Source organism: Mesorhizobium sp. Cs1299R1N1 (assembly GCF_037179655.1).
Lineage (GTDB): Bacteria > Pseudomonadota > Alphaproteobacteria > Rhizobiales > Rhizobiaceae > Mesorhizobium > Mesorhizobium salmacidum.
The window spans coordinates 161071-176348 of record NZ_JAPYKR010000006.1 but is presented as its reverse complement, the minus strand read 5'-3'; the positions used below and the strand labels follow the sequence as shown (position 1 = coordinate 176348).

Here is a 15278-nt window from a genome sequence, read left to right as displayed (position 1 = left end):
CCCGATGATTCGGGGGAGGTCGGCGGTGACGCTGTTTCGCATGGTTGCGCTGGCGGCTCTGGTCCTGGCCAGTTCGGCCGATGCCGCCGATATGGCCTTTTTCGTCAAGAACCTGCGCAAGGAGGCGGTCGCGGTCGAGCTGTTCAGCCGCGACCGCGAGACCGTCTGGCCGGGCAACGACAAGGTGTTCCTTGTCGATCCGGACTCGCAGAAATCGGTGCCGATCTCCTGTAATCAGGGCGAACGCATCTGCTATGGCGCCTGGGTCGAAGGCAACGACAAGATTTCCGCCGGCGTCGGACCAGACAACGACCAGCCCTGCGATACCTGCTGTTTCATTTGCGTGGAGCACACGACCGAGACGATCGACCTGGTGCCGTGATCGGGGATCCCGTGCAGGCGGTCATTCCGGCGCGTCAGTCTGGAAGGCCGGCCTTGTGGAAGCCCTCGATGAAATGCTCACGCGTCGCGTCGTCGCGGAACGGTTCGGTCATCACCCAGTGGCGGGTCGTGAAATGCGGGTTGCCGACGAGGAACAGCTCGACCTCCGCGCGCGCCTCGTCGAGCCGGCCAAGTTGCGCGAGGCTTGCCGCAAGGAAGCGGCGTGAGCTGGTGCGGTAGGTCTCGTCCCGGCGCAGCGTCTCGACGGCGGCAGCGTAGTCGCGCGCCGCATATTGCGCCTGGCCGAGCGTCAGATAGTACCAGCTTGCCGGAAACGGGTTCAGCCGGAACGCCTTGCGGATCTGCTGCAGGCCCTCCTCCACCCGCCCGGCGAGCGTCGTTATATCGGACAATGTCGCCCAGGCATCGGCCTCGTTGGGGTCGAGTTCGAACGCCCTGGCGAATTCGGCATCCGCTTCGGCGAAATCATGCTCATAGGCAAGCAAATTGCCGAGCACCCAGTGACAGCCGGCATCGTTGGGATCGATCGCGACCGCCTTGCGCGCCAGGTCCAGGGCAATGCGGCGGTTAGGGTCGATCGGCTCGCCCCAGTGCACCCATCCCATCCAGTGGTTCATGGCGAGCCAGCGATAGGCCTCGGCGTAGTCGGGGTCGAGCGCAACCGCGCGCGTCAGCATCAGATGCGCTTCCCGTGCCGTCTGCGGCGAATCGTCGATCAGCTTGCGCGCCCGCACGCACAGATCGTAGGCGTCGAGATTTGTGGGCCGGTTGCGTGGCGGCGGCGCGCGCAGCCGGCCGAGCAACGCCTCCACGATCTTGGTGGTCACCTCGTCCTGGACGGCAAAGATATCGTCCAGGCCGCGGTCGAAGCGTTCCGCCCATAGATGATCGCCGCTCGCCGCGTCGACCAGTTGCGCGTTGATGCGTACGCGCCCCGCGTCACGCCGCGCGCTGCCCTCCAGCAGGTAGCGGACGCCAAGTTCCCTGGCGATCTCGCGCACGTCCATCGCCCTTCCCTTGTAGGCAAAGGTCGAATTGCGCGCGATGACGAACAGGCCGGAGATCCTCGACAGGTCCGTGATCAGGTCTTCGGTCAAGCCGTCGCAGAAAGCGTCCTGCCCGGCATCGTTGCTGAAATTGACGAAGGGCAGCACCGCGATCGATGGTTTGTCAGGCAGCGGCAACGGTTTTCGCTTGGCGCCGGCGAGCTGTTCGACGGCTCCCGTGAAGCGGTAGCCGACGCGTGGAACGGTGGCGATCCATTCGCCGCCCCCTTCACCCGCAATGCCGGGCGGACCAAGCAGCTTGCGCAATTGCGCGATCTGGACGGTGAGATTGCCTTCCTCGACGGCCGTGCCGGGCCACGCCGCGTCCATCAGTTCGGCCTTCTCAAGGATTTCGCCGGCCCTTGCGACCAGCGCCGCGAGCAGCTTCAGCCCGCGATAGCCGATGGCCACGGGGACGTCGTTCCGGAGCAGCGTTCCCGCACCGGCATCGAGCACGAACGGGCCAAAGGCAAAGCGCTCTCCCTGCATGGCGCATCTATAGAGCAATTCCAGGAAAAGTGCGAAGCGGTTTGCCCCGGAGAAGCGCATAGCGCTTTCCCAGGGGAATTGCGTGAAAACAAAGAGTTAGACGCCCGTTTGGAACTTTTGAGAACTATTTGGCCGGCCTTAATTACGGCGGCGTTCGCGTCCCGCAGAATGCAACCTCATTCAGCTTAAGGGCATAGAAGTCCGGCCCCACGGAGGTTGTCATGAACCATATCCTTGTTTCGGTTCCGCCGGCAGTGCGGCAGCCCGCAAGTCCCAAGCAAGCGCCGCGTCGGCGCCTGGCGGTCTTGCGAAACACCATAGCGGCCTGGCGCGAGCGGACACGCTTTCGCTGGGACCTCAAGCGAATGTCGGAGGTCAGTCCGCATCTGATCGACGACATCGGTTTGACGACGCCACAGGCCGAGGAAGAAATCGCCAAGCTGCCCTTCTGGCAGCGATAAGGCGAAATGCCGCGATGATTTGGACGGGATTGCCGGGCATCATCCCTTTAGCATCCGCCCGCGTCATGCCATGATCCCCCATCGGCCGTGGGGGCCGATTCTACATCGGGGGTTTCCATGTCTTTCACATCAGCGCGCCGGCTCGCCGCCGCGTTTTCGCTTGCCGTCCTGTTTGTATCAACCGCCCATGCCGGCGACGTCACCTTCGCCGTCAAGAACAGCCATCCCAACGCCATGCGCCTCGAGCTCTACAGCCAGGACCGCGACTATGTCTGGCCGGGCGATGGCAAGGATTTCTATCTCGACGACGGCGAGACCAAGCAGCTGCCGATATCCTGCAATGAAGGCGAATCGATCTGCTACGGCGCCTGGGTTGACGGCGACGAAGGCACCTATTGGGGCGTCGGCCCCGGCAACAAGGAAAAATGCGAGGATTGCTGCTATACCTGCAGCGGCGGCGAGACCGAGGAGATCGATCTGGTCCCCTGACCGGTTTGCCAGCTTGACGGGTTTCCCGCTGGGGACCATAGCCCAAACACCCAAGGCACGCCGCATGCATTCAGGCGCGGTGTGCTCCAGGCACACAGGGAGCACGCCAATGGCCGGCATGGTCGAAAGCGACAAGATCGACGTCGGATTTTCCGGCAAACGCTGCATCCACTCGCGCAATTGCGTGCTCGGCGACCCGCATGTCTTCGTGCCCAACGCGCCGGGACAATGGATCCATCCCGAGGCGGCCAGCGTCGAAAAAATCGTCGCGCTGGCCGAGAATTGCCCCTCGGGCGCCATCACCTATGTGCGCAAGGATGGCGGCCCGCAGGAAAAACCGCCTGTGGTCAACACCGTGCGGCTGCGCGAAAACGGTCCGCTGGCGGTGCATGCCGAGATCGTGCTTGGCGACGAGACGTTTTTGCGCGCCACGCTCTGCCGCTGCGGCGCCTCGCAGAACAAGCCGTTCTGCGACAACAGCCATATCAAGGCGGGCTTTGCCGCCACCGGCGAACCGGCGCTGAAGGACACGCCCGCGCTGGAGGCCCGCGACGGCCCGCTGAAGGCGACGCCTACCACCAACGGCCCGCTCAAGCTCGAAGGCAATGTCGAGATCGTCACCGGCACCGGCCACACGGTCGACCGCACCACGAAGGTCTTCCTGTGCCGCTGCGGCCACTCGGCCAACAAACCGTTCTGCGATGGCAGTCATAAGAAGGTTGGGTTTGTGGGATAGCTGCGGAGGTTCGCTCGAGGCGCCCCCTCTGCCCTGCCGGGCATCTCCCCCTCAGGTGGGGAGATCAGCTGCCACGCCGGGTTTCGCCTATCGCCAACGTTGCTGGCCAGAGCCGGTACTGAGACTGCCAATCTCCCCCCTTGAGGGGGAGATGTCCGGCAGGACAGAGGGGGGCGCCTCACGCCAACCGTTTCAATAAAATCTCCACCGCGCCAGTGCCGCGTCCCTTGGCCCATCTCTCCCGGCTTTATCCGCGAGCCCGTATCGGCTAAGGGCAGGCAACCAAACCATTTCCCCGGACTTTCGCCCCAAAATGACCGCCAAGACCAAGCCCGCCCCTCTCTTCCTCGGCATCGACACCGGCGGCACCTACACCGATGCCGTGCTGTGGTCCGAGACCGAAGGTCCCCAGCAGGGGCCGAACAAGGGCAAGGTGCTGGCCAAGGCCAAGGCGCTGACCACGCGGCATGATCTGGCCGTCGGCATTTCGGGTGCCGTCGACGCGGTGCTGGAAAAGGCGGGCACCGATCCGGCTGACATCAAGCTGGTCTCGATGTCGACGACGCTCGCCACCAACGCGCTGGTCGAGGGCCAGGGCGGCCGGGTGGCGCTGGTCATGATCGGCTTTTCCGAGGCCGATCTTGCCCGCGATGGGCTGAAGACGGCACTCGGCACCGACCCGGTGGTGTTTTGTCCCGGCGGCCATGATGTGCACGGCAACGCGGCAAAGCTCGACCTGTCCGGACTGGAGGCGATGCTGCCGGAACTCGGCGCGTCGGTGTCCGGCTTTGCCGTCTGCGCCTATTTCGCCACCCGCAATCCCGCGCATGAGATCGCCGCCCGCGAGCTGATCCGCGACAGGACCGGCCTGCCGGTCACATCAAGCCACGAATTGTCGGCCAAGCTCGGCGGGCCACGCCGTGCGCTCACCACGCTGCTCAATGCCAGGCTGATCTCGATGATCGACCGGCTGGTGGCGGCGACCGAGGGGTTCCTTCAGGCGCGCAACATTGCAGCGCCCCTGATGGTGGTGCGCGGCGATGGGGCGTTGGTTTCGGCGGCGTTTGCCCGCCAGCGGCCGATCGAGACAATCCTCTCCGGTCCCGCCGCCAGCCTGGTCGGCGCCCGCCACATGACCGGTCTCGACAATGCGGTGGTCTCCGACATCGGCGGCACCACCACGGATGTCGCCGTGCTCGATGGCGGCCGGCCGCGGCTCGATCCGGAAGGCGCCACCGTCGGCGGCTTCCGCACCATGGTCGAGGCGGTGGCCATGCGCACTTTCGGCCTCGGCGGCGATTCCGAGGTGACGCTGGAGGACGGCGCGCTCAATCCGAAAATCCTGCTCGGGCCGCGCCGCCTGGTGCCGCTGGCGCTGGCCGGCATGGCGCATGGCGAGGCGGTGACGGCGGAACTCGAACGCCAGTTGCGCGCCCCCAACACCGGCCGCATGGATGGCCGTTTCGCGGTCCGCACCGGCGTGCCGGACCGGCTCGCCGCGGGGCTGACCGCCCCGGAGGCAAAGCTCTACGAGGCGATCGGCGCGACACCGCTCGCCCTCGACAGGCTGCTGACCTCGAATGCCCAGAATGCCACGCTGAACCGGCTGGTCTCGCGCGGGCTGGTGCACATCTCAGGCTTCACCCCGTCCGACGCCGCGCATGTGCTTGGCAAGCAGGCGAACTGGGATACCGCCGCTGCCCGCCTTGGCGCCGAACTGTTCGCCCGCAGGCGCGATGGCCGTGGCCAGGCGATCGCGCCCTCCCCGGAAGCGATCTCGGATCGGGTGCTGGTGACGCTGACGCGCTGGTCGGCCGAATATATCCTGGAAACCGCCTTTGCCGAGGACGGGCTCGATGGCGCGGCGACCGTGGCGCACGCGCTGGTGCAGCGCGCCGTCGACGCCCATCCCGGCATCGCCCGCCTCAGCGTCGCGCTCGACCGGCCGGTCATCGGGCTCGGCGCTTCGGCTCCCCTGCATTACGCCGGCCTGGCGCCGTTGGTCGGCAACGATTGCGTGGTGCCCCGGGATACCGATGTCGCCAACGCGCTCGGCGCCGTCGTCGGCCAGGTCAGGGTCTCGGCCGAGGCGCGTGTCAGCCAGCCCAAGGAGGGTTTGTTTCGCCTGGCTTCGGGTGAAACGGTGCGCGATTTCCTCGACGAGGCGGCGGCGATCGCGGCCGCCGAGGCCGACGTGCGCGCCATTGTCGCCCAGCGGGCCCTTGATGCCGGCACCGACAGCGCCGAGATCGACGTGGCGACCGAGTTCCGGGTCTCGACGGTGGAGGCCCAACGTATGTTCATCGAAGCGCATGTCGTGGCGGTGGCGTCGGGCAGGCCAAGGATCGCGGTTTGAGGGCGCATCCTTTCCTTCTCCCCTTGTTGTGGGAGAAGGGAAGGACGCGCCCACCTTCACCCTAAGCTGAATTGACCCCGCAACCCCAAACATGCCAAACGCCCCGCAAAGCTTTCATCTGGAGTAGCCTGATGACCGATCGCATCGAGATCGCCGGACTGCGCATTGCCCGCGAGCTGCATGACTTCGTCGTCGACGAAGCGCTACCCGGCACCGGCATCGAAGCGGCGCACTTCTGGAACGGCTTCTCGGCCATCGTCCATGATCTCGCACCCAAGAACCGGGCGCTGCTCGCAAAACGCGACGCCATGCAGGAAAAGCTCGACGGCTGGTACCGCGACAATGGCGCGCCCATCGACATGGACGCCTACAAGGCGTTCCTGAAGGAGATCGGCTATCTCGTTCCGGAAGGGCCGGCCTTCAGCGTGTCGACCGACAATGTCGACCCGGAAATCGCCGTCGTCGCCGGACCGCAGCTCGTCGTGCCGGTGATGAACGCGCGCTATGCCCTCAACGCCGCCAATGCGCGCTGGGGCTCGCTCTATGATGCGCTCTACGGCACCGACGCCATCCCCGAAACCGATGGCGCTGAGAAGGGCAAGGGGTTCAACCCGGCGCGCGGCGCCAAGGTCATCGCCTGGGCCAAGGACTTTCTCGACCAGTCGGTGCCGCTCACCTCTGGCAAATGGGCAGGGGTGAACGGCCTGTCCGTTGCCAATGGCGCCCTGAAGCTCAGCGCCGGCGCCGGCTCGACGACGCTGGCCGATCCCAAACAATTCGTCGGCTATCGCGGTGACGCCGCCAATCCGCAAGCCGTGCTCCTGCTGAAAAACGGACTGCATGTCGAGATCCTGATCGACCGCGCCAACCAGATCGGCCGCACCGATCCGGCCGGCATCGCCGACGTCATCCTGGAATCGGCGTTGACCACCATCCAGGACTGCGAGGATTCGGTCGCGGCTGTGGATGCGCAGGACAAGGTCGTCGTCTACCGCAACTGGCTCGGCCTGATGAAGGGCGATCTGGCCGAGGAGATCACCAAGGGCGGCAAGAGTTTTATTCGCAAGCTCAATCCCGACCGCGTCTACACCGCGCCGGCCGGCGGTACGCTGACCGTGCCTGGCCGCTCGTTGATGCTGGTGCGCAATGTCGGCCACCTCATGACCAATCCGGCGATCCTGGACCGCGACGGCAGCGAGGTGCCGGAAGGCATCATGGACGCATCGATGACGGCCTTGATCGCGCTGCACGACGTCGGGCCGAAGGGGCGGCGGATGAACTCCCGCGCCGGCTCGATGTATGTGGTGAAGCCGAAGATACACGGGCCGGAGGAGGTCGCCTTCGCCGTCGAAATCTTCGACCGTGTCGAAGCCCTGCTCGGTATGGCCCAAAACACCATCAAGATGGGCATCATGGACGAGGAGCGGCGCACCACGATCAACCTCAAGGAGGCGATCCGCGCCGCCAGGGAGCGCGTTGTCTTCATCAACACCGGCTTCCTCGACCGCACCGGCGACGAGATCCACACCTCGATGGAAGCCGGCCCGATGATCCGCAAGGGTGATATGAAGCAGGCCGCCTGGATTTCCGCCTACGAGGCCTGGAATGTCGACACCGGTCTCGAATGCGGGCTCGCCGGCCACGCCCAGATCGGCAAGGGCATGTGGGCGATGCCCGATTTGATGGCGGCCATGCTGGTCGAGAAGATCGCGCACCCCAAGGCCGGCGCCAACACCGCCTGGGTGCCGTCGCCGACGGCGGCGACGCTGCACGCCACGCACTATCACAAGGTCGATGTGCATGCCGTCCAGGCGGCTCTGAAGAGTCGTCCGAAGGCCAAGCTCGACGACATATTGTCGGTGCCGGTGGCTGTGCGGCCGAACTGGACGCCCGACGAGATCCAGCGCGAGCTCGACAACAACGCGCAAGGCATTCTGGGCTATGTCGTGCGCTGGATCGACCAGGGCGTCGGCTGCTCCAAGGTTCCCGACATCAACGATGTCGGCCTGATGGAAGACCGCGCCACGCTGCGCATCTCCTCGCAGCACATCGCCAACTGGCTGCGCCACAAGGTCTGCTCGGAAATCCAGGTCAGGGATTCGCTGCAGCGCATGGCCGCGATCGTCGATCTGCAGAATGTCGGCGATCCGCTCTACCGGCCGATGGCGCCGGATTTCGACAGCTCGATCGCCTTCCAGGCCGCCTGCGACCTAGTGTTCAAGGGGACAAGCCAGCCGAACGGCTATACCGAGCCGGTGCTACATAAGCGGCGGCTGGAGCTGAAGGCGAAACAAGGCTGAGCCGGCGCGCCATCTCGGCTTGGTCCGCCGCAGATGCGCGCCGTAGCTGTGCAAGATCACGCGTTTGCCGCCACCGCATCGTCTTGGACGGTTTCAGGATGGCTGCGACGTGGCTTCAGCCGGAGAAGCGGCTGCTCCAGGACACGGTAGCTTAGCGTCGCCGCCAGAACACAGTGTGCCAGACCAGCCAGGCAGGTGGTGGCGTAGTTTTCCGGAATGTGGGCCAGCTGGAGCAGGGCCTTGCCTTGATCGAATGACCAGGGATGGAAAACGTAAAGGCCGAAGGAAATCGTTCCAAGATAGGCCAGCGGTGGCCAGCGTAGCAGGTGGGCGACGTTTTGCGCGTAAAGCGCGATGTGAAGCAGCGAGCCGGCAAAAAGCCCGGCCGGGAGGTAGGCCAGAACCGATCCGACGGGCGTGTGGATATAGGGCAGGAAAACCAGCCCTATCCCGCTCAAGAGAAATACAGCCGCGACCAGCGGCAGCGGGAGTCTTCTAGTCAGGCCCATTGCGACGAGGATTCCCACGATTGTCGATTCAGATCTCAAGAGCGGCGTCATATAGACCGCCTGAGTTGCCACTCCGCTCAACGCGAACGCCACCCTCCCAAGCAGACACAATGGCAGAACGCAAAGCAAACCGGTCGCAAGGGCGTGCCTTCCAACGCTGAGATACAGGAGGAACAGAAGCGGCAGCAGCAGGTAGATTTGGAACTCATAGGGCAGAGACCAGAGCTGGGCTGTGTATCGGATCGACGACCAATTGTCCGGAAACCAGGCGATGTAGTTGCCGACAAACGAGACCAGACCAAGAAGCCATCCATAGGCAGCCGGGTTCTGCGGACCATAGGCAAGCAGCATCGCAAGCGGAAAGAGCACCATCAGCGGGTAGATGCGTAACAGCCTCCGCACGAAGAATTGAGAGATGGAAATTCTTCCAGTTCTGGCCCGCTCCTGTTCGAAGAGCCGAAAGAGCAAAAAACTGGATAGGGCAAAGAATATCTCGACCCCGACCCATCCCTGTTTCTGAACCATGACAGCCGAGCTGTATTCGGCAGGCGCCGAAAAATGGCTGAAGAACACCATTGCAAACGCCAGAAATCTGAGGCCGTCCAGCTGGTCGGTCCGAAGTCCGTCGATGCTGCTTCTCGAAGAGGGCATGTTGCAAAACCTGAGACAACTTAGTGACGGCTGGGCGCCAACCAGCCGTCAAGGCCGCGCCATGATCCGAACGCTTCGAGCGCTGAAGCAAGCAGCTAACAGAAGTTCGATAATTAACCTTTTATTTGTACGGAGATAGCCAGATCTTGGCTCCAAACCGCGCTCGCCCACCGCACGAAGCGCGTCGCGAGCATCGAGCCTACGCCGCCTGCGCCATGCGCTCCGAACTCATCCGATAAGAAATCGCTTCGGCCAGATGGATGCGGCCGACGGCCTCGCTGGCGTCGAGATCGGCGAGCGTGCGTGCTACTTTCAGCACGCGATGGTAGGCGCGGGCGGAAAAGGCGAGTTTTTCGCTGGCGTCCTTGAGCAGCGACAGGCCGGCGGCGTCCGGCATGGCGATCGCTTCGATGACCGCGGGAGAACAATGCGCGTTGGTGGTGGCGCTGTTGACGCCGAGCCGTTCGAAGCGCTCGCGCTGGAGGGTGCGCGCGCGGCCGACGCGCAGCGCCACATCGGCGCTCTTTTCCGCCCGGTCGGGCCGGATCAGGTCGCTGGCCGAAACCGCCGGCACTTCAATGCGAAGGTCGATGCGGTCGAGCAGCGGGCCTGAGATGCGCGCCTGGTAGTCGGTGCGGCAGCGCTCGCCGCGCAGGCAGCGATAGCCGGGTTCCCCGGCCATGCCGCAGCGGCACGGGTTCATCGCCGCCACCAGCTGGATGCGTGCCGGATAGGTGACGCGGTGGTTGGCGCGCGCGATCATGCAGTCGCCGGTCTCAAGCGGCTGGCGCAGAGCATCGAGCGTCTGCGGCGTGAATTCGGGGAACTCGTCGAGGAACAGCACGCCGTGATGGGCGAGCGACACTTCGCCCGGCCGCGCGCGTATGCCGCCGCCCACCATCGCCGCCATCGAGGCCGAATGGTGCGGGGCGCGGAATGGTCGCCGGTCGGTCAGCTTGCCTTCGCCGAGCTCGCCGGCCACCGAGGCGATCATCGAGACTTCGAGCAATTCCTTCGGCGCCAGCGGCGGCAGGATCGACGGCAGACGCTGCGCCAGCATCGATTTTCCCGAGCCGGGCGGACCGATCATCAAGAGATTGTGGCCGCCGGCGGCCGCCACTTCTAGCGCCCGCTTCGCCGTCTCCTGGCCCTTGATGTCGGCGAGGTCTGGCAGGTCGCGCGCCGAGGCGTGGATGCCGGCCTCCGGGCGCGACAGCACCTGCGTACCGCGGAAATGGTTGGCTATGGCAATCAGGCTGCGCGGCGCCAGAATGTCGAATTCCCGCCCCGCCCAGGCCGCTTCCGGCCCGCAGGCGAAGGGGCAGATCAGGCCCTTGCCCTCGGCATTGGCACCGATCGCCGCCGGCAGCGCACCGGCGACCGCGGTGATCGTGCCGTCGAGCGACAGTTCGCCGAGCACGACATAGCCGGCCAGCATGTCGCCCGGAATGGCGCCGAGGGCCGCCATCAGGCCGAGCGCGATCGGCAGATCGTAGTGGCTGCCTTCCTTGGGCAAGTCGGCGGGGGCCAAATTGATCGTCACTTTTTTCGACGGCATCGACAGGCCGGAAGCATGAAGGGCCGCCTGGACCCGCTCGCGGCTCTCGGCCACCGCCTTGTCCGGCAGGCCGACGATGTGCATGTTGACCTTGCCGGGCGCGATCATCACCTGCACGTCGACCGGCACGGCCTCGATGCCCTGGAAAGCGACCGTACGAACCCGCGCCACCATTTTGTTTCAAGCCCCCGGATGCCGGCTCGCCCCAGCCCTTGTGAACAATCCGCGAGCGACGTCAGCTCAAGACAACCACAGATTTCAGGCTTAGGCAAGAACAATACAAGAACAAAGGCAAACGGGTGCATACCGTCGGATGGGCTCACTTGTCGTCCGTGTCAGCCGTTGCCTTGTGCGCGGGTCTTCCGGTGTTCGCAACGCCCCGGATTGAGCGGCACGGGATGAGGGCGAACGCGCGGCAACCCGCGCCGGATCACGATGGCCTCACCGCCAGGAAGGTGTTCCATCCCCTTTCCTTCCTGCCGATGCGGAAGCTGTGGCTGACAAGCTCCATGCCGGCGGCCTCGATGCGCGCGGCGAAGGCGTCCTTGCGCCAGTCGACAGTAAGGTATCTGCCGCCGGTTTCGCCGTCGCCGTCGCGCATCGAGACGACAAAGGCACCGCCGGGCCGCAATGAACGCGCAATCTTCGCCAGGACCTGGTCGATCTGGTCGCGAGGCACATGGATCAGTACGGCGAGCGCCACCACCGCGTCGTAGGGACCGCCAAGCTCGTCGGTGATGACGTCGAGGAGTTCGCCTGTCTTGCCGCGCTCTGCCTGCAGGTCGAGAAAGCGCCGCGTGGCGTCGGTTCGGCGGACCTTGACGCCAAGGCCCTCCAGGAAGTCCGCATCGCGGCCCGGTCCGGACCCGATCTCCAGGACTTGGCCGCCCGGCCCGATGATCGCCGCGGCGCGCTCGAGCGCGGCCCGGTCGTTCGGATGCGGGATATGCCCGACAATCTCGTCATAACGGACGGCGTAGTCCTCGTACGACTCGATCGTCCGGCGGCTCTGCGCCAGGGTTTTCGCCGGTATATTCATCGTTCCCTCCTGTCCCTGTCCGCCAGATTGCGCTCAGCGGATACTGCCATAAGGCGCGTGGCCGTCGAGCATGCCGATATCGCGCTTGAGATGGTCGGACAGCCCACGCTGGTCGAGCAGGCGGGGCGACCGCCTGCTATCGCTGACCGACAGCCCCCGATCAAACCCGGAACACCTCCGGAACCTGTAACCGCCCCGGTTGCACAGCGCTTGTATGCGGTTGCAGAAAGCGGAACATGGTTAAGACAAAATGAAAACAGGCTGTTCGGCCCGGCGCCGCCGGAGAGGAGCGGGCACAGTCAACGGGCATTTTAGAAACTGCTTATAATTGTATGCCGACTCCAAATGGGATATGAATCCGGTCGCGGTTCCGACAATCGCAACGTCAGGCTCCGCGTCGAGTACAGGGAGGATGACATGGCCGGTGTGGAAGTCACCAAATTAGCGTCCAAGTCTCACAACAGCCCGGATGAAGTTCGCACGCCGGACAAGACGCGCGTCGAAGTGGTGCGTCTTCCCGGCTATACGTTGGGCCGGCTCAACATGGAGCCGGGCTGGAAATGGTCCGAATGCGTGAAGCCGGTGGTCAAGACAGACAGTTGTCAGGTTTCGCATGTCGGCTACGTCGTCTCGGGAACCATCACCGTCAAAATGAATGACGGAACCCAGAAAACGTTCGAGCAAGGCACGTCCTATACGATTCCGCCGGGCCACGATGCCTGGGTGGAAGGCAACGAACGCTTCGTCTGCATCGAAGTCATGAGCGCCGAGCAGTATGCCCGACCATCGTAGGATATAGGCGCTATTTCCCGCGTTTGCCTTCGACGGCGTCCCAGAACAGGCTGGCGATGTCGGCGCCGCCGAAGCGTTGCACTTCGCGCACGCCGGTCGGCGAGGTGACGTTGATTTCGGTCATGTAGTCGCCGATGACGTCGATGCCGACCAGGATGAAGCCGCGCTCTTTCAGCGACGGTCCGATGCGGGCGCAGATTTCGCGTTCACGTTCGGTCAGCTCGGTCTTCTCCGCGCGGCCGCCGACATGCATGTTGGAGCGGGAATCGTGTTCGGCCGGCACCCGGTTGATGGCGCCGACCGGCTCGCCGTCGATCAGGATGATGCGTTTGTCACCCTTGCGCACATCCTTCAGGTAGCGCTGCACGATATAGGGCTCGCGGAACAGCTGGCCGAACATTTCGAGCAGCGAGGCGAGGTTGCGGTCGGCTTCCAGCAGATGGAAAATGCCGGCGCCGCCATTGCCGTAAAGCGGCTTGACGATGATGTCGCCGAACTCCTTGCGGAAGGCGGCCACCTCGAGCGGATCCTTGGTGATCAGCGTGTCCGGCATCAGATCGGGAAACTCGGTGACGAAGATCTTTTCCGGGCTGTTGCGCACCCAGGCCGGGTCGTTGACGACCAGCGTCTTCGGATGGATGCGCTCGAGGATATGGGTCGTGGTGATGTAGTTCATGTCGAAGGGCGGGTCCTGGCGCAGCAGGACGACGTCCATCTCCGACAGGTCGGTGCGCACCTTTTCGCCCAGCGAGTAGTGGCTGCCCTTCTCGTCGCGCACCTGCATCTCCTCGATGCGGGCAAACACCTTGCCGTCGCGCAGCGACAACCGGTCTGGGGTGTAGTGGAACAATTGATGGCCGCGCCGCTGCGCTTCCAGCGACAGCGCGAACGAGGTGTCGCCGGCGATCGACACGGTGGAGACATGGTCCATCTGGACGGCGATTTTCAGCTTCATGGCGGATCCCCAACGCAGTCAACGCATGCGATATAAGGGTCGCGGCGCCTTCTGCCAATCGGGCCACGCCGCTAACGGTCGAAGACCAGCCGCGAGTAACCCACGAAGGACAGCGTCATGGCCACCAGCGAAGCGATGGCAAGCGCTCCCAATGGTGGCGCCGCCGGCAGCACCAGCAGGATGGCCGAGTAGACGGCGTAGTTGACGATGCTGGTGGCGACGCCGACGCCGCAATAGCGGGCGCCCTCCTGTGTCACTCCCCTGCTCGACGGCGAGAAGGTCAGATGCCGGTTGATCTGCCAGGTGACGCAGAGCGCAAAGCCGATCGAGAGCATGCGGCTGACGAACGGCCCGAGCGGCGTGACGGCGAGCAGCAGCCACAGTGCCGCCGCGTCGGCGACGAAACCGATGCCGCCTGCGAAGACAAAGCGGACGACGCGTTGCATCGTTCAGGCCGCGCGCGAGGCCTTGCCCCGTTCCGGCTTCCGAACCACATCGCCCGTACGCCGCTCGACACGGCCCGAAGGCATGGAGAGATAGAAGATCCGTTTCTGTTCGGCGCGCCCACGCGAGACCGAATCGAGGATCAGTCCGGTCACCGCCGCAAGCATGGACAGAAGCAGCAGCCCGACCGACAGCACCCATGTCGGCATGCGCGGTACAAGGCCGGTTTCGGCGAATTCGACCAGCACCGGCGCCATCAGGAACAGGCTCGAAGCCAGGAAGAACAGCGAAAAGGCGCCGAAGAAGCGCAGCGGCTGCGTCTCCTTCATCAGCATGGCGAACATCCACAGGATCCTGGCGCCGTCGCGGAAGGTCGACAGTTTCGACGACGAGCCTTCCGGCCGGCGTCCGTAGTCGAGCGCGATTTCGCTGACCGGCAATTTGAGCTGCGAGGCGTGCACCGACATTTCGGTCTCGATTTCGAAGCCGCCGGACACGGCGGGAAAGCTCTTGACGAAACGCCTGGTGAAGACGCGGTAGCCGGAGAAGATGTCGGTGAAATCGTCGCCGAACAGCCATTTGTAGAGGCTGTTGAAGACACGGTTGCCGAAGGCATGGCCGGCGCGGCCGGCATCGTCGGTGACGCCGCGCCTAGTGCCCACCACCATGTCGCAGCGCTCGGTCAAGAGCGTGTTGATCAGTTGCGGCGCGTCTTCGGGCGCGTAGGTGCCGTCGCCGTCGGCCATCAGATAGATGTCGGCGTCGATGTCGGCGAACATGCGCCGCACCACATTGCCCTTGCCCTGGCGCGGCTCGCGAACCACGATGGCGCCGGCCGCGCGGGCGCGCAGGGCCGTCAGATCCTTCGAATTGTTATCGTAGACATAGATGGTTGCCGCAGGCAGCGTCTCGCGGAACCGCCGCACCACCTCGGCGATGGTCAGCTCCTCATTGTAGCAAGGCAGGAGCACGGCGATGGTGGGTTCACGGCTGATGTCTTGCGGCATTTTCGTCTCCGAATGCCTTGTCGACCATGCGGCCGCGCTCCGGA

At 64.6% G+C, this 15278-nt stretch carries 14 protein-coding genes; 7 read left to right on the top strand and 7 right to left on the bottom strand.

The features are described 5' to 3' along the window. Positions 1-25 precede the first annotated feature (25 nt). Positions 26-382, top strand: coding sequence for a hypothetical protein (locus tag O7A70_RS15015; protein WP_337141047.1), 357 nt, complete (start codon positions 26-28; stop codon positions 380-382). Between the two features lie 34 nt (positions 383-416). Here O7A70_RS15015 and O7A70_RS15010 read toward each other — a convergent pair whose 3' ends face one another. Continuing rightward, entirely contained in the window at positions 417-1937 is a 1521-nt protein-coding gene (locus O7A70_RS15010; RefSeq protein WP_337141255.1) for a winged helix-turn-helix domain-containing tetratricopeptide repeat protein, read from the bottom strand. Between the two features lie 221 nt (positions 1938-2158). Between O7A70_RS15010 and O7A70_RS15005 the strand changes: the two genes are divergently transcribed. The 5 genes from O7A70_RS15005 (at position 2159) to O7A70_RS14985 (ending at position 8279) form a co-directional block, all read left to right on the top strand. Continuing rightward, on the top strand, positions 2159-2398 hold the full coding sequence (locus O7A70_RS15005; RefSeq protein ID WP_337141046.1) for a DUF1127 domain-containing protein: 240 nt from the start codon (positions 2159-2161) through the stop codon (positions 2396-2398). Between the two features lie 117 nt (positions 2399-2515). Next, complete coding sequence (locus O7A70_RS15000) at positions 2516-2887, top strand: hypothetical protein (RefSeq protein ID WP_027142530.1); 372 nt, start codon at positions 2516-2518, stop codon at positions 2885-2887. Positions 2888-2996: 109 nt separating this feature from the next. Beyond that, positions 2997-3623 (top strand): CDGSH iron-sulfur domain-containing protein, encoded by a 627-nt coding sequence (locus O7A70_RS14995; RefSeq protein WP_337141045.1) that lies wholly within the window; start codon positions 2997-2999, stop codon positions 3621-3623. 313 nt (positions 3624-3936) lie between these two features. After that, positions 3937-5979 carry a hydantoinase/oxoprolinase family protein gene (locus O7A70_RS14990; protein WP_337141043.1) on the top strand — a complete coding sequence of 681 codons (2043 nt, stop codon included), beginning with the start codon at positions 3937-3939 and terminating at the stop codon, positions 5977-5979. A gap of 131 nt (positions 5980-6110) precedes the next feature. Beyond that, positions 6111-8279 (top strand): malate synthase G, encoded by a 2169-nt coding sequence (locus tag O7A70_RS14985; protein ID WP_337141042.1) that lies wholly within the window; start codon positions 6111-6113, stop codon positions 8277-8279. A 56-nt stretch (positions 8280-8335) separates the two neighbouring features. On the opposite strand, the gene O7A70_RS14980 is transcribed toward O7A70_RS14985, so the two are convergent. The 3 genes from O7A70_RS14980 to O7A70_RS14970 all read right to left on the bottom strand — a co-directional run bounded on the left by O7A70_RS14980 (position 8336) and on the right by O7A70_RS14970 (position 12036). After that, entirely contained in the window at positions 8336-9439 is a 1104-nt protein-coding gene (locus O7A70_RS14980) for an acyltransferase family protein (RefSeq protein ID WP_337141041.1), read from the bottom strand. A gap of 199 nt (positions 9440-9638) precedes the next feature. Beyond that, complete coding sequence (locus tag O7A70_RS14975; RefSeq protein ID WP_337141040.1) at positions 9639-11171, bottom strand: YifB family Mg chelatase-like AAA ATPase; 1533 nt, start codon at positions 11169-11171, stop codon at positions 9639-9641. A 256-nt stretch (positions 11172-11427) separates the two neighbouring features. Then, positions 11428-12036 (bottom strand): class I SAM-dependent DNA methyltransferase, encoded by a 609-nt coding sequence (locus O7A70_RS14970; protein ID WP_337141039.1) that lies wholly within the window; start codon positions 12034-12036, stop codon positions 11428-11430. A gap of 417 nt (positions 12037-12453) precedes the next feature. On the opposite strand from O7A70_RS14970, the gene O7A70_RS14965 reads away from it, so the two are divergent. Further along, positions 12454-12828: a cupin domain-containing protein gene (locus O7A70_RS14965; RefSeq protein ID WP_027142523.1), complete on the top strand. Its 375-nt coding sequence runs from the start codon at positions 12454-12456 to the stop codon at positions 12826-12828. 10 nt (positions 12829-12838) lie between these two features. Here O7A70_RS14965 and gshB read toward each other — a convergent pair whose 3' ends face one another. The 3 genes from gshB to O7A70_RS14950 all read right to left on the bottom strand — a co-directional run bounded on the left by gshB (position 12839) and on the right by O7A70_RS14950 (position 15234). Further along, complete coding sequence (gene gshB, locus O7A70_RS14960; RefSeq protein WP_337141038.1) at positions 12839-13783, bottom strand: glutathione synthase; 945 nt, start codon at positions 13781-13783, stop codon at positions 12839-12841. A gap of 71 nt (positions 13784-13854) precedes the next feature. Then, a complete protein-coding gene (locus O7A70_RS14955; protein ID WP_337141037.1) occupies positions 13855-14229 on the bottom strand; it encodes a GtrA family protein in 375 nt (124 codons plus the stop codon). 3 nt (positions 14230-14232) lie between these two features. After that, a complete protein-coding gene (locus O7A70_RS14950; protein WP_337141036.1) occupies positions 14233-15234 on the bottom strand; it encodes a glycosyltransferase in 1002 nt (333 codons plus the stop codon). Positions 15235-15278: the final 44 nt, after the last annotated feature.

Excerpts from the sequence above, each read along its gene's own strand:
- O7A70_RS15010 (WP_337141255.1), bottom strand. The coding sequence starts at position 1,937 with ATGCAGGGAGAGCGCTTTGCCTTTGGCCCGTTCGTGCTCGATGCCGGT.
- O7A70_RS15005 (WP_337141046.1), top strand. The coding sequence starts at position 2,159 with ATGAACCATATCCTTGTTTCGGTTCCGCCGGCAGTGCGGCAGCCCGCA.
- O7A70_RS15000 (WP_027142530.1), top strand. The coding sequence starts at position 2,516 with ATGTCTTTCACATCAGCGCGCCGGCTCGCCGCCGCGTTTTCGCTTGCC.
- O7A70_RS14995 (WP_337141045.1), top strand. The coding sequence starts at position 2,997 with ATGGCCGGCATGGTCGAAAGCGACAAGATCGACGTCGGATTTTCCGGC.
- O7A70_RS14990 (WP_337141043.1), top strand. The coding sequence starts at position 3,937 with ATGACCGCCAAGACCAAGCCCGCCCCTCTCTTCCTCGGCATCGACACC.
- O7A70_RS14985 (WP_337141042.1), top strand. The coding sequence starts at position 6,111 with ATGACCGATCGCATCGAGATCGCCGGACTGCGCATTGCCCGCGAGCTG.
- O7A70_RS14980 (WP_337141041.1), bottom strand. The coding sequence starts at position 9,439 with ATGCCCTCTTCGAGAAGCAGCATCGACGGACTTCGGACCGACCAGCTG.
- O7A70_RS14975 (WP_337141040.1), bottom strand. The coding sequence starts at position 11,171 with ATGGTGGCGCGGGTTCGTACGGTCGCTTTCCAGGGCATCGAGGCCGTG.
- O7A70_RS14970 (WP_337141039.1), bottom strand. The coding sequence starts at position 12,036 with ATGAATATACCGGCGAAAACCCTGGCGCAGAGCCGCCGGACGATCGAG.
- O7A70_RS14965 (WP_027142523.1), top strand. The coding sequence starts at position 12,454 with ATGGCCGGTGTGGAAGTCACCAAATTAGCGTCCAAGTCTCACAACAGC.
- gshB (WP_337141038.1), bottom strand. The coding sequence starts at position 13,783 with ATGAAGCTGAAAATCGCCGTCCAGATGGACCATGTCTCCACCGTGTCG.
- O7A70_RS14955 (WP_337141037.1), bottom strand. The coding sequence starts at position 14,229 with ATGCAACGCGTCGTCCGCTTTGTCTTCGCAGGCGGCATCGGTTTCGTC.
- O7A70_RS14950 (WP_337141036.1), bottom strand. The coding sequence starts at position 15,234 with ATGCCGCAAGACATCAGCCGTGAACCCACCATCGCCGTGCTCCTGCCT.